We start from the raw sequence: 18,749 nt of genomic DNA, 5'->3' as shown, positions 1-18,749 counted from the left end.
TGGCTGGCGGGACGATCACAGTCGCCTAGCGTGCCCGGGGGCGCAACATGCGCCCCTGGGCTTTTTGCCGTGGTGGCTGGCTCTAGGCCTTGTCGAGCCAGACCTTGTCCAGCTGCAGTTCGAAGGTCTGGTGCATGCCGAGGTTCTTCACATAGGTTTGATGGTGCCGGTACAGCGAACGCCAGAACGCCTGCACCAGGATGCCGGAATCCTGCAGGATGGATTCGACGTCCTTCATCAGTTCCTTGCGCTTCTCGACATCGGGCATGGCCAGCGCCGCGTTGAGCTTCTTGTCGAATTCGGGGTTGGCATAGCCGGACTCGTTCCACGCCTCGCCGCTGCGATAGGCGATCGCCAGCACCTGGACGCCGAGCGGGCGCATGCCCCAGTCCGTCGTCGACCAGGGATATTTCGTCCAGTCGTTCCAGAACGACGACCCCGGAATGATGGTGCGCTTGACCTTGAAGCCGGCCTCCCGCATCTGCGCGGCGACGACGTCCGCGGGGTCCTTCACATAGTCCGCGTCGTAGGAGATCAATTCGAACTCGTGATCCGTCTGGCCCGCCTCGGCCATCAGCGCCTTCGCCTTGGCAATATCGCGCGGAACTTTCGGCAAGGGGTAATATTCGGGATGGATTGGGCAGACATGGTGGTTTTCGGCGACCTGTCCGAGACCGCTATAGCCGAGCTTCAGCACCGTCTCATTGTCGACGGCGAGCTGGATGGCATTGCGCACCCGCTTGTCGTCATAAGGCTTGTTGGTGACGTTGGTGCGCAGCACGATGGTTCCGGCCGTGACGACGGGCTCCTTGACCAGTCCCATGCTGTCATAGAGGTCGACCGTGCCGCCCACCGTCTGGTAGTTGCAATCGATCTCGCCGGCCTCGAAGGCGCTGGCGATAGCGGGGTTGGACGCGTCCGATCCGTAGTCGGTCCAGTCGACGCCATCGAGATAGGGGTCGCCGCCGAACCAGGTGAAGTCCTTGCGGCGCCGCACCGAGGCCGATTCGCCGACCTTGTAGGAGATCAGCTCATAGGGACCGGTGCCGGGGGTCTTGAGCATGTCGCCGCCGTTCTTGTCGAAATCGCGATGGACGATGACGGCGGGATAGTCCGCGAAGCCCGGAATGATCGTGACGTCGGACTGCTGGCATTTCAGCTTTACCGTGTGGTCGTCGACCTTGGTGATGGCGCCGGCTGCCGCTTTCTTGGTCGCGGGATCGATGAGGGAATTCATGCGACCGGCCATCGAATTGCCTTCGGCAGCCTTGTCGCACCAGCGCTCGATATTGTGGACGATGTCGTCGGCATTGAAGTCGTCGCCATTCGACCACTTCACGCCCTTGCGCAGATGCAGCCTGTATTCGGTGGCATCGTCACTGACTTCCCAGCTTTCGACCAGATGGCCCTCGAAGGTGAAGTCGGTGGTGTAGCGGATCATGTAGTCATTGCACTGGCGCATGACATTGGCGATCTCGGACCAGTCCCAGGAGCGCGGATCCTTCATTTCCTTGATGATCATCTGCATCTTCAGGATGCCGCCCTTCTTGCCCGGCTCCAGGGCCGCGGCCTCCGCCGGCGACGAGCCAATCATGGAATAGGCGAACGCCGTGGAAGCGCCCATCGCGCTCGCCATGGCAAGAAACTCGCGGCGATCCATGCCGCCCTTCCTCACTTCGTCTGCGTAGCTTTCGATGACGGCCGGGACGCGGTCACCGTTGCTCTTGAAAATCGTCATTGTGATTCTCCGGTTTGGGCTTTCCGCCCGTTCATTCCCCTTACGACGGGGATGTTAGAGGCGATGCAAAAATCCCGGAAGGGCTTGGGCCGCGCCAAACGCCCGAAAACCGGCCAACAAGACCTAAAAAAACAAGGCCATTGGCGTGTCAATTTTTGAGTTTGGCGGAATGCGCTGACCTGCGGAGCACTGCGCGTTAAGCGCCATCCTCCTGCGCCCGCAGGAGAATCCACTCCCGCACGGTGCGAGCGATGGTTCCCTTCGAAAGCTGGTTCTCAGTGAGGTAGTAGTTCCATGGGCTCGCCGGCCGGACGGGAAACGGTTCGACAAGCAGTCCACGCCGCAGATAGGCGTGGGCAAGCGAGCGCTGGGTGGCGACGAGCCCTGCCCCCATGGCGGCAAGTTCAAGCGCGATGTTGGAAGCATTGGTCGTCAGGCCCTTGTCGTGATCGTCCATGTCGACGCCCAGCGCCGACGTGACGACCTGCCAATATTCCTGCCGGCCATGCACGAAGATCCAGTCGACCTTGAGGATATCGTTGGGCTGCTTCAGCGCATCCTCGCCATCCAGCAGCGTCGGCGCGCACAGCAGAACCAGTTCGTCGTTCCACAGCGGGATGCCGGCGGGCGGGCGGTCATCGAAACGCCGCGTGGAAATGGTGATGTCGGCGATCTGCTCGCTGAGGTCCTCCCAGATCGTGCCGTGCAGCACGATCTCGATCTCGGGATGTTTCTTGCGGAAGGCGGCCATGCAACCCGCCAGCCAGTTCTCCGCCAGGCTCATCGGGCAGGAGACGACCACTGTGCGATTGCGCGACGAGGTCACGATCGCCTCCGTTGCCTGGTCGATCTGGTCGAGCGCCTGCCGCAAGGTCGGCAGGAACGCCTCGCCCATTTCGGTGAGCTTGAGGCTGCGTGGATAGCGGATGAACAATTGCCGGCCGATGTAATGTTCAAGCGCGCGGACATGCGTGCTGACCGCCGCCTGCGTGTATCCCAGTTCCTTGGCGGCCAGGGTGAAGGAGAGGTGCCGGGCCGAACTCTCGAATGACCTGATATAGTTCAACGGGGGCGGTGGCTTCATCTTTGGGCTCCTGCAATGCGCAAGGAGAGGTAAACCACGGATGTGCCGGCATTCAATTGCGGGCAAGCGACAAGACATAGATATTTTTGGTCAAAGCCGCCGAACTAATTGCGTGAAAGCGCGATGGACCCAAATTAATGATGTCGTGACGCAGAGGGGAGAGATGCCAGTGGCTGTGCCGTCGCATCGGCGTGAAGGGCCTGACGCGAGTAGCAGCGTAGCCGTTCGCCTTGCCGATTTCGTGTTGCGGCGGCCCGCAAACGTATTCCCGGCCCCTGTCCTGGAGCAGGCGCGCTATCTCCTGCTCGACACGCTCGGAATAGCCATCGCAGCCGGCCCCATGGAAGCCGGCCGGATCGCCCGCGACACCGCCCCCCTTCTCTACGGCTCCGCCGATCCGCTCTATTCGGCGCGCATGCTTTTCGACGGCCGCCGCGCCAGCATCGCCGGAGCCGCTTACGCCGCCGCGACCCAGATCGACAATCTCGACGGCCACGACGGGTATAGCCCGACCAAGGGCCATATCGGCGTCGCCGTCGTTCCGGCGCTGGCGGCGCTGGCGGAGTCGCTCCCCGACCTCAGCGGCCCGGAAGCGCTGGCCTCCCTTGTCGTCGGCTACGAAGTCGCCGGCCGGGCCGGGATAGCGCTGCACGCGACGGTCTCGGACTACCATACATCGGGCGCATGGAATGCGCTCGGCGTGGCCGCGCTTGCCGCAAGGCTGCGGCGGCTCAGCGACGGGCAATTCCGGGAGGCCCTCGGCATCGCCGAATATCATGGCCCGCGCAGCCAGATGATGCGCGAGATCGCCACGCCGACCATGCTGCACGACGGCTCGGGCATCGGCGCGCTGACCGGCCTGTCCGCCGCCGTGCTGGCCGAACGCGGCTTTACCGGCGCGCCGGCAATCACGGTCGAGGATCCCGAAGTCGCTGCCCATTGGCAGGACCTCGGCGCCTTCTGGCAGGTGCTGCATCAATATGTGAAGCCCTACCCGATCTGCCGCTGGGCGCACGCCGCAATCGACGCAACGCGCGGCCTGTTCCTGGCGCACAATCTGACGCCGTCGGACATTGATCATGTCGAGGTCAACAGCTTCCACTACGCCGCGACGCTGTTCGAAGGCATGCCGGACACGACGTCGAAGGCGCAATACAGCCTGCGCTTCGCCGTTGCGATCTTCATCATGCATGGCCGCATCGGACTGGAGCACATTTCCGGCAGCGGGCTCGAGGACGCAGCCGTTGCCGAGATGCTGAGCCGCATCACGGTCCGGGAATGCGAGCGCCACAGCGCCCGCTTCCCCGCGGGGCGCTGGGCCGATGTTGCAATCACGACCACGGATGGACGCGTCCTTGCTTCAGGCGATGTCCATGCGCGCGGCGGACCGGAGGCGCCGCTGACCTCAGCTCAGATCGAGGCCAAATACCTGGAGTTCGCGACGCCGGTACTTGGGCAGGGCCGCGCCATGGCGATCCGCGACGCAGTCCTTTCGCTTGCCGATCAGGACAGCCGCTTCTTCGATCTATCGGTATTGCTTTACGATCCGCCCCTCGTCAGCATGACCCTCCAACGGCCAGCGTGGTAGCCTGACATGCCGCTCAGGCTTCTGAAATACGGTCTCAGCAGGGACTATCCGGTCAGCGGCGACATTCCCGCAACGCCCGATCTCAAGCCATCCTACGATGTCGTCATTGTCGGGGGCGGCGGCCACGGCCTGGCCTGCGCCCACCATCTGTCGAAATATCACGGCATAAGCAGCGTTGCGGTCATCGAGAAGGGCTATCTCGCGGGCGGCAACACCGCGCGCAACACCACCACCATCCGCTCGAACTACATCACACCGGAAGGCATCGCCTTCTACAAGGAAGCCGTCGAGCTGTTCGAGGGCCTCTCCCAGGAACTCGACTTCAACGTCATGTTCTCGCAGCGCGGCCAGCTGACGCTGGCGCATACGGAAGCGACCCTGCGCAGCTTCCATTCGCGCGCCGAGATGGGCAAGCATCTTGGCACACGCACCGAAGTCGTGGATCAGAAGATGGTCGAGGAGCTCGTGCCGTCGCTCAACATGGACTATGGCGGCGCGCTCGAGATTCTCGGCGGGCTCTGGCATGAGGACGGCGGCACCGCGCGGCACGATGCGGTCGCCTGGGGCTATGCCGCGCAGGCGTCGCGACGCGGCGTCGAGATCCATCAGCGTACCGAAGTGGAAGGCTTCGAGGTCGTCGGCGACCGGGTCCAGTCCGTCAAGACCAGCCGCGGCCGTATCGCCTGCGGCCAGGTGCTGATCGCCACCGGCGGGATGAACTACGACGTGGCGCTGATGGCCGGTGTCGAACTTCCCATCCGCTGCTATCCGCTGCAGGCGATGGTGACGCAGCCGCTGAAGCCGTGGCTGCACACGCTGGTCTCCTCCGTCTCGCTGCACACCTATCTGGTGCAGTCCTCGCGCGGCGAAATCGTCATTGGGGGCGGCTCCGACCCCTATCAGCTCTACTCGACGCGCTCGACCCTCGACATGAAGGAACACCTCGCCGAAGGCGCCGTGCATCTCTTCCCCTTCCTGCAAGGCGTGCGTCTGCTCCGGCAATGGGCCGGGATCACCGATATGACGCCGGACTACAGCCCCATTATGGGTGCCAGCCCGCTCCAGAACCTTTGGCTCGATTGCGGTTGGGGGACGTGGGGCTTCAAGGCAACGCCGGTCGCGGGCAAGCGGATGGCGGAGACCATCGCCAAGGGCCGCGTCCCCGACCTGTTGAAGCCGTTCGCACTGGAGCGTTTCGAGACCTTCCGGCTGCTCAACGAAATGGGCGCGACGGCGGCCAGTCACTGATGAAACGCTACCAACCATGAAGATCCTGACCTGCCCGATGAACGGCCCGCGCAACATAGACGAGTTCCAATCCTTTGGACCCGTCCGCGCGGAGCCGGATCCCGATCGGACCGCCGACGCGGACTGGTCGCGACATCTGTTCCGGGCCGAAAACCGCAAGGGCATCGTGGTGGAGTGGTGGCGTCACGTGCCGAGCAATTACTTCTTCCTGGCCGAGCGCGACCTCGTCACCAACGAGGTCCTGCGCACCTTCGACGCTTCAGAACGTTGGGCTCATCCATGAATAGGCTGGCTGAGCCCTGGGGCAACCGGATCGACCGAACGCGTTCCGTCCGCTTTACATTCGAGGGCAGGAATTTCGAGGGCTTCGCCGGCGACAGCATCGCCAGCGCGCTTGCTGCATCAGGCCAATGGGTGCTGTCGCGTTCCTTCAAATACCATCGGCCGCGCGGCATCCTCTCGATGACCGGAGCCGATGCCAACACGCTGGTGCAACTGCCGTTCGAGCCGAATGTCGCTGCCGATCGCACGCCGATCAGCGAAGGCCTCAGCGTCAGCGCGCAGAACGTTAACGGTACGCTCGAACGCGACCGCGATGCGATCATGGACAGGCTGGGCCGATTCCTGCCGGTCGGCTTCTACTACCGCACCTTCATGGGACCGCGCCGCGACAGCTGGCTGAAATTCTGGGAGCCGATGATCCGCCGCAAGGCCGGGCTCGGCGTCGTCGACACCACGGCCCCGCGCCGGCATTTCGACAAAACCCATCTACACTGCGACATCCTGGTGGTCGGCGCCGGGCCGGCGGGACTGAACGCCGCCATCGCTGCCGCCGAGGCCGGCGCGGATGTCGTGCTTTGCGACGAGAACCCGGAGATCGGCGGTTCGCTGACCTATGGCCGGCATGATCCGGCGCTCCTTGCCGACCTGTCCTCCAAGCTGGAAGCGCTGCCAAACCTGCGCCTGCTGACCGGCACCGTCTGCAACGGGTGGTATGAGGACAATTGGCTGCCGCTGATCCAGGGCAACCGGCTCTTTCGCACCCGGGCGCGCGCTGTCATCCTGGCGACCGGCTCGATCGAGCAACCCGCCATTTTCCGCAACAACGACCTGCCTGGGATCATGCTCGGTGGCGCCGCGCAACGCCTGATCCGTCATTACGCCGTTCGCCCAGGACAAATGGCCGTTGTGCTGGCCACCGGCGACGAGGGTTATGGCGTGGCGCTCGATCTGGTCGAGGCCGGTGTCTCGGTCGCTCTCGTTGCCGATCCGAGATCCGGCGGCGAGCCCGGCCTCTTCGAAGCCGAATTGCACGGCAAGGGCGTGGCCATCCGGAAGGCGGCGACGATAGAAGCCGCCGAGGGGACGGCGGGCAATCGTCATCTGGCGCGGGTTCGTGTCGGCGGCCGCTGGATCGCATGCGACCTGCTGGCTGTCTCGGCCGGCGAGGTGCCCGCCTGGCAGTTGCCTTGCCAGGCCGGCGCGAAGGTCGGTTATGACGCCGCCGTTGGAACCATGACGCTCAGCCTGCCCCCGTCGCCGGTCCACCTTGCCGGCTCCGTCGCCGCAGACGGCCATCTGCAGGACGCGATGGCCGACGGCCGTCGCGCGGCTGCTGCCGCCCTCTCAAGGCTCGGGCACGCCGTTGCAGAAGACAGGATATTGCCCAGGCCTGCGGTAGCCGGTCCGATCCATGTGCTGCCGATCGTCCCCCACCAGAAAGGCCGCGACTTCGTCGATTTCGACGAAGATCTGCAGGTCAAGGATCTGCAGAACGCGGTCAAGGAAGGTTATCGCGAGATCGAGCTGGTCAAACGCTTTACCACCGTCGGCATGGGCCCAAGTCAAGGCCGCCATTCCGCGCTGGCAACGTCGAGGATCGTTGCCGAGGCGACCAACCGCACTGTCGCCGAAGTCGGCGTCACCACTGCGCGCCCGCCGGTTGGACCGGAAACGCTTGGCGTGCTCGCCGGTCACCACGAACCGCTCGAGCGGCGCACGGCATTGCATGCCAGGCATCTGGCGCTGAACGCGATGATGAAGCCCGTAGGCGCGTGGTGGCGGCCGTATTTCTATGGCGATGCCGGGGCGGCCGAAAAGATGATCCGCGACGAGATCACGACGGTGCGGCAAGGGGTCGGGCTGCTCGACGTGTCCACGTTGGGCAAGCTGGAACTTCGCGGCCCGGATGCCGGCGAATTCCTCGACCGCCTTTACACGATGGCGCATGCCAATCAACCGGTCGGTCGTGTGCGCTATTGCCTGATGCTCAACGAGATGGGCTCGGTGGTCGACGACGGCGTCGCCTACCGCATGGCGGACGACCGCTTCTATGTGACCGCCACCACCGGGGCTGTGGCGCGGGTCTATGCCGACATGCTGTTCTGGAACGCGCAATGGCGCTTGCGGGTCGATGTCCTCAACCTGTCCGGCGCCTTCAGCGGCCTGAACGTCACCGGCCCGAAAGCCCGCGCCGTGCTTGAGGCGCTGGACAGCGACATCGATTTCGGACGCGAGGCATTCCCCTATCTCAGCGGCCGCGAAGGCGTCGCCGCCGGCGTGCCCGTGCGCGTCATGCGGATCGGCTTTACCGGCGAGTTGAGTTACGAACTGCATTGTCCATCCAGCCTCGCACCCGCCCTTTGGGACGCCGTGACGATTGCGGGCGAGCCGCATGGTTTGAAGCCTTACGGTCTCGAAGCCTCCCGCATCCTGCGCCTGGAGAAGGGTCACATTCTGATCGGCCAGGACACCGACGCGATCACCACGCCCGACGAACTCGGTTTCGGCTGGGCGGTGTCGAAGAAGAAGCCGTTTTTCGTCGGCAAACGGTCGATCGAAATGCGCGCAAGGCTGGGCCAGTCGCGCCAGCTCGTCGGCCTGCGATTTCCCGCCGATGCCCGGGATCTACCCGGCGAAAGCTGCCTCGTCCTGCGCGGCAATCATCCTGTCGGTCAGGTCACCTCTATCGGCTTTTCGCCGACGCTCGGCTGCACCATCGGGCTCGCCTACGTCCATAAGGATGATGCCGTCGAAGGCAGGCTGGTTACGGTGAAATGCCGCAACGGCAATCTGGTCGAGGTGCCGGTGGTCGGCCATGCCTTCTTCGATCCCGCCAACGCACGGCAGGAGATGTAGGTGGCGCCAAGTTCGGTCTTCCCCTTCATGGCCGGCGGCGCGGCGCACGGCACCAAGCTGCCGGTCGGCGCGGTGACGCTCCACGACCTGACGGCCACTCCGCGTTTTGGCCTGAAGGGCGGCGGCAGCGCCGCCTGGCTCACGGCGCACGGCGTCTCGCTGCCCGCAATCAATCGTATCGGCTCGCATCACGGAATGCGGATTCTGCGCCTCGGCAACGAGGACATCCTGCTGCTTGCCGAAGGCGCCGGCGACGCGCTCGCCGACCTCAAGGCCGCCTGGACGAAGGATACCGGGCCGAAAGCCTATTCATCGTGGCGCGAGGAAGGTTGGGCGTGGATGCGCCTCTCCGGCCGGCACGTGCCGCAAGCGATGGAGCGGCTCTGCGCGCTTGATCTCCGGGCCGGTGCGTTCGGCGTCGACGCCATAGCGCAGACACGCGTTGGCCACATCGAGGCGGTCACGTTCCGCTCGCAAGAGGGTTTTGATGTACTGTTCGACGTCACAGCGTCGGCCTACTTCGCCAGGGCGACAGCAGCGGCGGCCATGGACTGCATAGATTTGCCGATCGATATGGAAGGACACATATGACCCGCCCGCAAGGAACCATCGCCCCGATCCTGACGCCTTTTGAGAGCGATGGCCGCATCGCGCGCGATCTCTGGATATCGCACGCAAAATGGGTGCTGGGCCAAGGCGCGCATTTCCTGTCGCCCTTCGGCACCACGGGCGAGGCGCTTTCGCTATCCCTGCGCGAGCGCATGCAGGCTCTGGAATGGCTGGTCGAGGCCGGCATCTCACCGAGCCGAATGATGCCCGGTACCGGCGTCACCGCGCTGTCCGAAACCGCGGAGCTGTCCGCCCACGCCGTCGGGCTCGGCTGCGCCGGGGTAATGGTGCTGCCATCGTTCTTCTACACCGCCGTCGGCGACAACGGCCAGGCGCGCTACTACAGCGAGCTGATCGAGAAAGTGGCGAACCCCGCCATGAAGATTATCCTCTACCACATTCCGCAGAACTCCGGCGTGCCCGTCAGTCCTGCCCTGACCGCCCGCCTGAACGACGCCTTTCCCGACACCGTCGTGGCTTACAAGGACAGCGGCGGCGACTGGAACAATGCGGCGGCGGTGATCGCCGCGGCGCCTGGCGTCGCGGTCTTCCCGAGTTCGGAAGCGCAGCTGACCAAGGGGCTCGCCAGTGGCGCGGTCGGCTGCATCTCGGCGACCGTCAACCTCAATGCGGCGGCCATCCGCGCGCTCTACGATCGCACGGTGGCCGGAGAAGAAATTGCCGAGGCCGACGCGGCAATCAAGGCGTTCCGCAAGATCATCCAGGATGCCGGCCTCATCCCGGCGATGAAGGCCGTGCTGGCCGTGCGTTCGGGTGACAGGCGTTGGCTGAACCTGCGGGCTCCGCACGAGAATGCAACCTTCGAAAGCGGTGAGAGGCTTGTTGCGGCGCTCGGTCCTGCGGCCGACCATATTGGCTTGAGCTGAGCAACACCGTGTCGGCTGATCCATCCGTCATCCTGCACACCGATCGGCCGGCCGCGGCGCTGGCCGTGCTCGAGGAGACGCATCCGGATCTCACGGTGCATGCCTGCGACAGCTATGCCGCCCTGCCCGAACTGATCGACCGCGTGGCGGCGGAAGTGGTCTACTCCGTGCGCTTCGACGGCACGCCGCGCTATCCACGCCAGGCCCTGATCGAAAGCCCGAGCGTGAAATGGGTCTCCGTGGGCGGCTCGGGCACCGATCATCTCGGCCGTTGGGACCCGGAGCGGCTGACTGTGACCAACGCGGCTGGCGTTGCCGCCGGCATGCTGGCGGAATACGCGCTTGGCGCCATGCTGTCCTTCTCGCTCGACCTGCGCGGCTTCGAACGCCGCCGGCAGGCGCGGCAGTGGGGCGACGGCCGGGTTGAGCCGATCGAAGGCAAGACGGTACTGATCATCGGCCTTGGCAAGACTGGCACGGCGCTCGCCAGCCGCGCACGGGCCATGGGCATGCGCACGCTGGGCATCCGCGCGCGTCCGAAGGCCATGGACGGCCTCGACGAGGTGCATGGCCCGGATGCGCTGCCGACCCTGCTTGGGCGTGCCGATTTCATCGTCTGCTGCGTTCCGCTGCTGCCTGCAACGCGCGGCCTGCTCGGTGCTGCGGAATTCGCCGCGATGAGGCCGTCTGCCGTGCTGATCGACATCTCGCGCGGCGGCGTCGTCGAAGAAACCGCCTTGCTCGCTGCCCTTGACGGCAAGCAGATCAAGGGCGCAGCGCTCGACGTCTTCGCGACCGAGCCCCTGCCTGCGGACCATCCGCTGTGGGGCTATGAGAATGTCGCCATCACCCCGCATTGCGCGGCGGTCTATGACGGCTGGGACATCAAGTCGGTCCGCATGTTCGCCGACAATCTGAAGCGCTACCGCGGCGGCGCGCCGCTTGAAAATGTCGTCAGTCCCGAACGCGGTTACTGAAGCCAAGAGGAAAGCAGCCACATGACACAGGACAGGCGCGGCGGTGGTCGCAGGGGAAAGGCCGGACGCGGCGGAGGCGGCATCGCGCAACTGCCCTGGGAGCAGGTGAAGAACCCCTACCCGCCCATGCAACTGCTCGATGAAGAGCGAATGGAGCGGCTGCACGACACGTCCATGCGCATCCTGTCGGAACTCGGCATCCGCGTCATGAGCGACCGGGTGATGGAACTGTTCGCCGCTGCGGGCGCCATCGTAGATCGCGAGGAGAAGGTCATCCGCATCGACGAAAGCCTGGTGCGCGGAGCGCTGCGGGCGGTGCCTTCCTCCTTCACGCTGACCAGCCGCAATCCGGAAAAGCAGGTGCATCTTGGCGGCAACTCGCTGGTCTTCGGGCTGGTCGCCGGCCCGCCCAATGTCCACGACCGCATCAATGGCCGCCGCCAGGGCAACCTTCCCGACTATCAGAACTTCATCCGGCTGGCGCACCACTTCAACGCCATCCACATCATCGGCAACCAGGTGGTGGCGCCGATGGAACTGCCGGCCAATTCGCGCCATCTCGACACCTATTACGCCAACTTGACGCTCAGCGACCTCTCCTTCCATTGCACGGCGATCGGCAGCGCCAGGGCAATGGACGGGATCAACATGATGGCGATTGCGCGCGGCATTTCCGTAGAGGAGATGCGGACCTCGCCGGGCGTGACGACGATCATCTCGATCAACTCGCCACGCCTGTTCGACGACGCCATGGCCGAGGGTCTGATCGCCATGGCCGAGCATGGCCAGCCGGTGACCGTCACGCCGTTCACCCTGATGGGCGCTATGACGCCCGTGACGCTGGCCGCCGCGCTTTGCCAGCAGAACGCCGAAGCTCTGTTCGGCGTGGTGCTGACGCAGCTGGTCAACCCCGGCACCCCTGTGATGTACGGCGCCTTCACCTCCAATGTCGACATGAAGTCGGGCGCGCCGGCCTTCGGCACGCCGGAGAACGCCAAGGCCAACATCATCGCAGGCCAATTGGCGCGACGCTACAATCTGCCCTACCGCACCTCGAATGCGAATGCCTCGAACGTGGTCGATCTGCAAGCCGCCTACGAGACGGAAATGGCGACATGGGGCGCGGTTCTGGGCGGCGCCAATTTGATCTACCATGCGGCGGGCTGGCTGGAGGGCGGCTTGACGGCGTCCTACGAAAAGCTCGTGCTCGATGTCGAGATCCTGCAGAACATGATGGAGTTCCTGCGCCCCCTGCCCTTCCAGGAGGACGATCTCGGTTTCGAAGCGATCAAGTCGGTTCCGGCCGGCGGCCATTTCTTCGGTGCCGAACACACCATGTCACGCTACACGACCGCCTTCTACCAGCCGATGCTGTCGAACTGGCAGAACCACGGCGCCTGGGAGGAAGCCGGTGGCAAGGACGCGCTCGAGCGAGCGACGGAGCTCTGGCAGCAGGCGCTGCAGGACTACGAAGAACCGGTGATGGACCCCGCGATCCGCGAAGAGCTCGATGCCTATGTCGCGCGACGCCGAGAGGAGATCGCCGCCAATCCGGAAGGTTGAGACCGAATGCCCTATGACCTCGTCATCCGTCACGCGACGCTGATCGCCGGCGACGGCTCGGCACCTTTCGAAGCCGACATTGCCGTCACCGATGACCGGATCGCCGCCATCGGCCGCCTGGAAGATGCAAAGAGCAACGGGGAGATCGATGCCCGGGGCAAGGTCGTGGCTCCGGGCTTCATCGACGTCCACACTCATGACGACGGCGCGCTCCTGGCGCCGCACGGCATGGACCCGAAGATCAGCCAGGGGGTCACTACCGTGATCGCCGGCAATTGCGGCGTCAGCCTGGCACCGCTGCTGCTCGACAGGACGCCGCCACCGCCCTTTACCCTGGTCGGTGGCCAGGAGAATTTCCGCTTCGATCGCTTTGCCGGGTATGTGGCCGAGCTCAGGCAACGCGGCATCGCCACCAACGCGGCTCTCCTCGTCGGCCACACCACCTTGCGCCAGCGCTGCATGGAGGTGACAGACCGCCCGGCCAACAAGGCCGAGACGGCGGCCATGCAGGAGGTCGTGGAGCAGGCAATGGCGGAGGGTGCCTTCGGCCTCAGCACGGGGCTCGACTACCCGCCGGCGGTGAAGTCCTCGACCGAAGAGGTCATGGCGCTGGCCGAGACGGCGGCCGGCCTGGGTGGCCCCTATGTTACCCATACGCGTAACTATTTCGAGACGATGGACGAGGCGATCGAGGAAGCCATCGACATTGCCGACCACGCAGGCGGCAAGCTGTTCATCTCGCATCACCAATGCACCGGCCGCGCCAATTTCGGCAAAAGCCTGCCCTCTCTGGCAAGGATCGACCGGGCGCGCGAGACGATGGACATCGGCCTGGATGTCTATCCCTATGCCGCGAGCTCGACCGTGCTGCGGCTGGAGCGTTGCGACACCGGACTGAAAATCCTTGTCACTTGGTCCGATCCGCATCCGGAAATGGCCAGGCGCGAGATCGCCGATATCGCGCGCGAATGGAACTGCACGGAGCGCGAAGCGGGCGAAAGGCTGTTGCCGGCTGGCGCCGTCTACTTCCAGCTCGACGAGACGGATGTGCGCAACATCATCGCGCATCCACGCACCATGATCGGCTCCGACGGCCTGCCGCACGATATTCATCCGCATCCGCGCCTCTGGGGCACGTTCCCGCGCGTGCTCGGCCACTACGCCAGGGATGTCGGCCTGTTCAGCCTGGAGGAGGCGGTGTTTCGCATGACCGGCCTGCCGGCGCGGGAATTCGGCATCGAGCAGCGCGGGCTTCTGGCCGAAGGCAATTTCGCCGACCTCGTCATCTTCGATCCGGCGACGATCATCGATACCGCAACTTTCGAAGAACCGCACCGGCCCGCCGCCGGCATCGAGCATGTCTTCGTCAACGGCGTGGCCGTGTGGAGCGGCGGCGGGCCGACCGGAGCACTGCCCGGCACCGTGCTCAAGCCCTCGGCCTCAAGAGTTGTCCGCGGCGCATGCGGCTGCCGCGCCGATCACAGGGCCTCGTAGATCCGGTCCACCGTTTCCAGCGTGTAGACGAACTCCACCGGCCGCGTGCAGCGCCAGCCCTTGTACGGCCGGCCGCCGAGCGCCTTCAGCGCCTCGGGCAGGCGCAATATGCCGCCGCCATAGAGCCGGTTGGCCATGTCGAGCATGCCGGTGCGGTGCATGGCTTCGCTCATGCTGCCGCAGGCCTCCTTCACCAGCCAGACCCTGAACCCTTGATAGACCGCGTCGAACACGCTCTCGGTCACACAACTGTCAGTTAGCACCCCGGTCACAATCAGGTTCTCTATCTTGAGGTCGGCAAGCCGTTTTGACAGATCGGTGCGGCGAAAGGCGCTCGGCCAGTGCTTGTGAATGACGATGTCGCCGGGCAGCGCCGCCACCTCGGCGCAGATTGCGGCGCCATCGCTGCCCGCTATCGCCGAGCGAAATTCCTCGGTCAGGATCTCTTCCTGCCTCGCATAGCCGTCGCGTTCTTCGGGCTTTACCCAGGCCTGCGCATGGATGACGGGCACCCCCGCTGCGCGGGCGGCTTCGATCAGCGCGGCCGCATTGGCGAGCACCTTGTCATAGCCGATGACCGGCCAGGCCGCATCGGGACGGTATTCATTCTGGAGATCGATGACCAGCAAGGCAGTGGCGGCAAGGTTCATGGCTGTCCCGGGAGATTGTCAAAGTCGGTGAGGAACTGGAGAAGCAGGCGGATCGCCTGGTCGAGGTCGGCGACCTCCATGGCTTCATGCGGGTTGTGGCTGCCATTCTCGTTGCGCACGAAGATCATGGCGGTGGCAATACCGGCGCCGGCAAAGCTGGCCGCGTCGTGCCCGGCTCCGCTCGGAACATGCGGCGCCTCGATCCGCAGCGCGCCGGCGGCACGGTCCAGCCTCGCGATCAAGGCCGGCGACATCGTCGCCGGCTCCCAGGTGAAGCGCGGTCCGGGCTCGAAGCTGACGCCGCGCTTCCGGCCCAGTTCGGAGAAAAGCGCGTGCAGCCTGGCCTCGATCCGCTCCAGTACGGGCGCCTCGGCGCTGCGTACATCGAGCGTAAAGCGAAGCTCGCCCAGCACCCGGCTGCCGCCATGCTGGCTCGGATCCGATTCGACCCGGCCGAAAGTGATTGTGGCCTCGCGCCCGTCACGCTCGAGCGCGTCCCATTCCGCTTCGAGGCCGGCGACCAGATCGGCAAAGCCGAGCACGCTGTCATGGCGGGCAAAGCGCGGCTCTGCGCCTGAATGCGCATAGGCGCCGAGGCATTTCGCATCGACATAGCGAAACCCACCGGCGATCCCGGTGACGATGCCGACTGGCGCGCCGGCGGCGACAAGGCGCGGTCCCTGCTCGATATGCACTTCGACGAAGGCCGCGATCCGCTCGCCATCGATGCCCGCCACGCCGCGCCGCACCGCGTCAGGGTCGAAACCCTCCACCAGCATATGGTCGGCCAGCGTGCGTCCGCTGTCCGACCGCCTCGCCTCCAGGGCTGCCGGCTCCAGCAGGCCGAGCGCGGCCTGGGAGCCCGGATAGGAGAGCGGAAACCACACCGCCTCCTCGGCGCGGGTCGCCAGCACGATCAGGTCGCGCGGCAATTGGATGCCTCGCCCGACCAGTTCGGCCATCACTGCCAGCCCGGCCAGGACGCCGGCGGCGCCGTCGAAATTGCCGCCATGCGGCACGCTGTCGAGATGCGAACCGATAAGGATCGCCGGCAAATCCGAATCGCGGCCCTTCAGCGTGAGGTAGAGATTGCCTGCGGCATCGACGCGCGCCGTGGCGCCGAGCTGCTCGGCCTCGTCGCGGATGAGGTCGTGGGCAAAACGCTCGCCCGGTCCATAGGCCGCGCGGGTCACGCCCGGAGGATCGGCGGTGGCTTGCGCAAGCCGCTCCAGCAATTGCCCGGCCAGCCTGCCGCCTTCTGTCAGCGCGGCATTGCTCATGAAGCAGACTGCATGGCTTGAAGATCGACGCCGCGCAGCCGGTGCGGCGTGAGGTCGTCCAGCATCACGCCTTGCCTGGCGACATCGTCAGGAAGCCCCGTCCGGGCGATCAGGCTGGCGCAGACACGCGACAGCGCCGGCGAGGTCTTGATGCCGTAACCGCCTTGCCCGACCAGCCAGATGAAATCCGGAACCTCGTCATCCGGCCCGACCACCGGCGAGCCGTCGGCGACGAAGGTCCGCAAGCCGGCCCATGAGCGCGACACGCGCTGCACCTCGATCGTGGTGGCCCTTTCGAGACGCTCCGCGCCGATGGCCACGTCGATATCCTCGGCATAGGCGTCCATCGGCTCCGACGGCGTGGCATCGGCCGGCGAAACGAACAGCTGCCCGGCATCAGGCTTGAAATAGAACTCCGCGCCGACATCGTTGACCAGCGGCCAGTCCGCTATGTCGACGCCGGCCGGCGCCGGAATGTTGAAGGCGGTGCGGCGCTTCGGCTGCAGGCCGACTGGGCGCACTCCGGCCACGACGGCTACCTCGTCGCCCCAGGCGCCGGCGGCATTGACGAGCGTCGGTGCAAGGAACGTTCCTGCTGGCGTCTCGACCTGCCATTGGCCGCCTTGCCGGTCGACCGCAATCACGCCTGCATTGGTGACGATACGCGCACCGCGCGCGCGGGCGCCGCGCAGATAGCCCTGATGCAGGCCATTGACGTCGATGTCCTTCGAATGCGGTTCGATATAGGCGCCGGCGAGATAGTCGGCGCGCAGCACCGGTACGCGGGCGATCGCCTCGGCCGGGCTCATGGCAGCGATCGATGGCACCAGCGCCCGCGCGGCCGCCATATCCTCTCGAAGCAGATCGAGTTGATCCGCGCGCGCCACGGTGATCATGCCGCGCTTGCTCAGCAGCGGATAGTCGCAGAAGCCGGTCGGCGGTTCGGTCAGGAAAGACCGGCTGGCCAGCACGATCCGCCGGATGATGCCGTTGCCGTAATTTTCGGTGAAGCTCGCCGCCGAGCGCCCGGTCGTGTGGTAGCCGCAATGGCTTTCCCGCTCGAGCAGCACCAGCTTTGCCGAACGGGATATCTCGAAGGCGGCGCCGGCGCCGGCTATGCCGCCGCCGACAATGATGATTTCCGTTTGCTCGGCGGCACTCATCTCAACTCATCCTTCAACTGCTTGTCGCCCTTGCCGACGCGCGGCGCGGCAGGCGGCTCCCCCAGGCGGCCGCGCCGCGCACGGTCGCGGGCGCCGCGGCCCTCGGCCAGATTCTCCGCCATCGAATTCTGTGCGGCGCAATCCGCAAGGGCGAGATCGGTGACATAAGGCACCGGCCTGCCGGCGATCGCCATGCCTTTCAGCCTCGCCCAGACGGCGCGCCGCTTGCGCACCTGATGCGACTGCAATTCGCTGATTTCGGCAATGCTGGTCTCGCGCTTGACCTCCAGGGTGCCCGCCTCCACCGCCGCGTCGAACAGGTCGAGCCCGCGACTTGTACGCACGATGATGCTGTTCAGCGGCTCGTCCTCCATTGCCGGCCCGCCATTCAGCCAGGCGTCATGGACGGCGATATCCGCCACCTGGCCGATAGCGTCCGGGCAGATCTTGCAGCGCGGCTGGATCATCCATTTGTCCTCGTCCTCCCACAGTTGCCGGTAGGTCAGTTCGAAGGCGCGGCCGTCTTTGGTTTCGATCCGGTTGAGGCCAGGATTGCCATGGCCGCGATAACGAAACAGCGTGAGCTCATCCTCGGCGAGCCCGAAACGCTGCAGAACCTGTTCCGATTTCGACAAATCCGATGCGCCGCCGCAGACGAAGGCCAGGGCATAGCGCATATACTGGTCGACGCGCCGATCGAGCCGCGCCAGGTTGCGCACGGCGGTGATGTCGCAAGGCTTGGCGATCAGCGCGAAAGGCTGACCGCGGTCGAGGACGTCGCCGAAATCCATCAAGGTCGCAGCGGGTCCATAGCGCGATCCGGCGCCCTCCAGCATCGAAACGGCATCGAAGCTCAGGCGCCGCTCATTGCGCATCGGCTGTGAGCGTGACGCGGAGATATGCAGCACGAACTTGACGCGTCCGGTGCTCAGCAGGAACTGGCCGAGCGCCGTCAGCACCCCGCCTCCCGATCCGACAAAGCGGACCGTCGGATCTCCAGCTCGGCCGAGCACAAGTCTTTCGACGGGACCCCAGACAGTGTCCGACAAGGCTCCGTCGCTCATCTGCGCCGGGGGCGGACCAGCGATGCGCGTTCCCGGGCAGACGGCGTTGATCGTGACCAATGTTTGCCTGTCCAGCACCTCTGTCGCCACCGGCCGCTCGCGCCCTTCGGGAGTCATCACCATCTCGACCCTGCCGGCACCGGCGATCGAACGGCAGAGGCCGCAACCGATGCACAGGCCGTTCTCCACGATCTCACCGAGCGACAGCGGCTCGCCCGCGCGCGGTGTGTCCTGGCTGGTTCCGGCGAGATCCATCCGCTTCGATC

15 protein-coding genes are annotated in these 18,749 nt (G+C 65.4%); 9 read left to right on the top strand and 6 right to left on the bottom strand.

From position 1 onward, the window contains the following. Positions 1-82: 82 nt before the first annotated feature. Positions 83-1,738, bottom strand: coding sequence for an ABC transporter substrate-binding protein (locus tag LB513_RS10910; protein ID WP_224663501.1), 1,656 nt, complete (start codon positions 1,736-1,738; stop codon positions 83-85). Positions 1,739-1,934: 196 nt separating this feature from the next. After that, positions 1,935-2,822, bottom strand: a complete 888-nt coding sequence (locus LB513_RS10905) for a LysR substrate-binding domain-containing protein (RefSeq protein WP_224663500.1) — start codon at positions 2,820-2,822, stop codon at positions 1,935-1,937. 169 nt (positions 2,823-2,991) lie between these two features. Between LB513_RS10905 and LB513_RS10900 the strand changes: the two genes are divergently transcribed. The 9 genes from LB513_RS10900 to LB513_RS10860 are packed head-to-tail and all read left to right on the top strand — an operon-like array spanning position 2,992 to position 14,326. Next, positions 2,992-4,410: an MmgE/PrpD family protein gene (locus LB513_RS10900; protein WP_224663499.1), complete on the top strand. Its 1,419-nt coding sequence runs from the start codon at positions 2,992-2,994 to the stop codon at positions 4,408-4,410. 6 nt (positions 4,411-4,416) lie between these two features. Further along, complete coding sequence (locus LB513_RS10895) at positions 4,417-5,658, top strand: FAD-dependent oxidoreductase (RefSeq protein WP_224663498.1); 1,242 nt, start codon at positions 4,417-4,419, stop codon at positions 5,656-5,658. A 16-nt stretch (positions 5,659-5,674) separates the two neighbouring features. Then, positions 5,675-5,941, top strand: a complete 267-nt coding sequence (locus LB513_RS10890; protein ID WP_224663497.1) for a sarcosine oxidase subunit delta — start codon at positions 5,675-5,677, stop codon at positions 5,939-5,941. After that, entirely contained in the window at positions 5,938-8,796 is a 2,859-nt protein-coding gene (locus tag LB513_RS10885; RefSeq protein ID WP_224663496.1) for a 2Fe-2S iron-sulfur cluster-binding protein, read from the top strand. Before LB513_RS10890 ends, LB513_RS10885 begins: the two co-directional genes overlap by 4 nt. Next, positions 8,797-9,387 (top strand): hypothetical protein, encoded by a 591-nt coding sequence (locus tag LB513_RS10880; protein ID WP_224663495.1) that lies wholly within the window; start codon positions 8,797-8,799, stop codon positions 9,385-9,387. After that, on the top strand, positions 9,384-10,292 hold the full coding sequence (locus LB513_RS10875; RefSeq protein ID WP_224663494.1) for a dihydrodipicolinate synthase family protein: 909 nt from the start codon (positions 9,384-9,386) through the stop codon (positions 10,290-10,292). The genes LB513_RS10880 and LB513_RS10875 overlap by 4 nt, the downstream gene beginning before the upstream one ends. An 8-nt stretch (positions 10,293-10,300) precedes the next feature. Beyond that, on the top strand, positions 10,301-11,269 hold the full coding sequence (locus LB513_RS10870; protein ID WP_224663493.1) for a D-2-hydroxyacid dehydrogenase: 969 nt from the start codon (positions 10,301-10,303) through the stop codon (positions 11,267-11,269). Between the two features lie 21 nt (positions 11,270-11,290). Then, positions 11,291-12,832 carry a trimethylamine methyltransferase family protein gene (locus LB513_RS10865; protein ID WP_224663492.1) on the top strand — a complete coding sequence of 514 codons (1,542 nt, stop codon included), beginning with the start codon at positions 11,291-11,293 and terminating at the stop codon, positions 12,830-12,832. Between the two features lie 6 nt (positions 12,833-12,838). Then, positions 12,839-14,326, top strand: coding sequence for an N-acyl-D-amino-acid deacylase family protein (locus LB513_RS10860; protein WP_224663491.1), 1,488 nt, complete (start codon positions 12,839-12,841; stop codon positions 14,324-14,326). Here the strand turns inward: LB513_RS10860 and LB513_RS10855 are convergent. Genes LB513_RS10855 through LB513_RS10840 form a run of 4 tightly spaced genes read right to left on the bottom strand, consistent with a single transcriptional unit; the run spans position 14,311 to position 18,738 of the window. Next, positions 14,311-14,976, bottom strand: a complete 666-nt coding sequence (locus LB513_RS10855) for a cysteine hydrolase family protein (RefSeq protein ID WP_224663490.1) — start codon at positions 14,974-14,976, stop codon at positions 14,311-14,313. The genes LB513_RS10860 and LB513_RS10855 overlap by 16 nt on opposite strands. Further along, positions 14,973-16,256 carry a Zn-dependent hydrolase gene (locus LB513_RS10850; RefSeq protein ID WP_224663489.1) on the bottom strand — a complete coding sequence of 428 codons (1,284 nt, stop codon included), beginning with the start codon at positions 16,254-16,256 and terminating at the stop codon, positions 14,973-14,975. Before LB513_RS10850 ends, LB513_RS10855 begins: the two co-directional genes overlap by 4 nt. Then, positions 16,253-17,419, bottom strand: a complete 1,167-nt coding sequence (locus LB513_RS10845; RefSeq protein ID WP_224663488.1) for an NAD(P)/FAD-dependent oxidoreductase — start codon at positions 17,417-17,419, stop codon at positions 16,253-16,255. The genes LB513_RS10850 and LB513_RS10845 overlap by 4 nt, the downstream gene beginning before the upstream one ends. Next, a complete protein-coding gene (locus tag LB513_RS10840; protein ID WP_224663487.1) occupies positions 17,416-18,738 on the bottom strand; it encodes a Coenzyme F420 hydrogenase/dehydrogenase, beta subunit C-terminal domain in 1,323 nt (440 codons plus the stop codon). Before LB513_RS10840 ends, LB513_RS10845 begins: the two co-directional genes overlap by 4 nt. Positions 18,739-18,749: the final 11 nt, after the last annotated feature.

The organism is Mesorhizobium sp. ES1-1, assembly GCF_020164785.1.
In the GTDB taxonomy this organism is placed as follows: Bacteria; Pseudomonadota; Alphaproteobacteria; order Rhizobiales; family Rhizobiaceae; genus Mesorhizobium.
The sequence above is the reverse complement of the archived record's forward strand: the minus strand, read 5'-3'. Positions and strand labels throughout refer to the sequence as shown.

Coding starts and splice junctions, on each gene's coding strand:
- LB513_RS10910 (WP_224663501.1), bottom strand. CDS start 1,738: ATGACGATTTTCAAGAGCAACGGTGACCGCGTCCCGGCCGTCATCGAA.
- LB513_RS10905 (WP_224663500.1), bottom strand. CDS start 2,822: ATGAAGCCACCGCCCCCGTTGAACTATATCAGGTCATTCGAGAGTTCG.
- LB513_RS10895 (WP_224663498.1), top strand. CDS start 4,417: ATGCCGCTCAGGCTTCTGAAATACGGTCTCAGCAGGGACTATCCGGTC.
- LB513_RS10890 (WP_224663497.1), top strand. CDS start 5,675: ATGAAGATCCTGACCTGCCCGATGAACGGCCCGCGCAACATAGACGAG.
- LB513_RS10885 (WP_224663496.1), top strand. CDS start 5,938: ATGAATAGGCTGGCTGAGCCCTGGGGCAACCGGATCGACCGAACGCGT.
- LB513_RS10875 (WP_224663494.1), top strand. CDS start 9,384: ATGACCCGCCCGCAAGGAACCATCGCCCCGATCCTGACGCCTTTTGAG.
- LB513_RS10865 (WP_224663492.1), top strand. CDS start 11,291: ATGACACAGGACAGGCGCGGCGGTGGTCGCAGGGGAAAGGCCGGACGC.
- LB513_RS10860 (WP_224663491.1), top strand. CDS start 12,839: ATGCCCTATGACCTCGTCATCCGTCACGCGACGCTGATCGCCGGCGAC.
- LB513_RS10855 (WP_224663490.1), bottom strand. CDS start 14,976: ATGAACCTTGCCGCCACTGCCTTGCTGGTCATCGATCTCCAGAATGAA.
- LB513_RS10850 (WP_224663489.1), bottom strand. CDS start 16,256: ATGAGCAATGCCGCGCTGACAGAAGGCGGCAGGCTGGCCGGGCAATTG.
- LB513_RS10845 (WP_224663488.1), bottom strand. CDS start 17,419: ATGAGTGCCGCCGAGCAAACGGAAATCATCATTGTCGGCGGCGGCATA.
- LB513_RS10840 (WP_224663487.1), bottom strand. CDS start 18,738: ATGGATCTCGCCGGAACCAGCCAGGACACACCGCGCGCGGGCGAGCCG.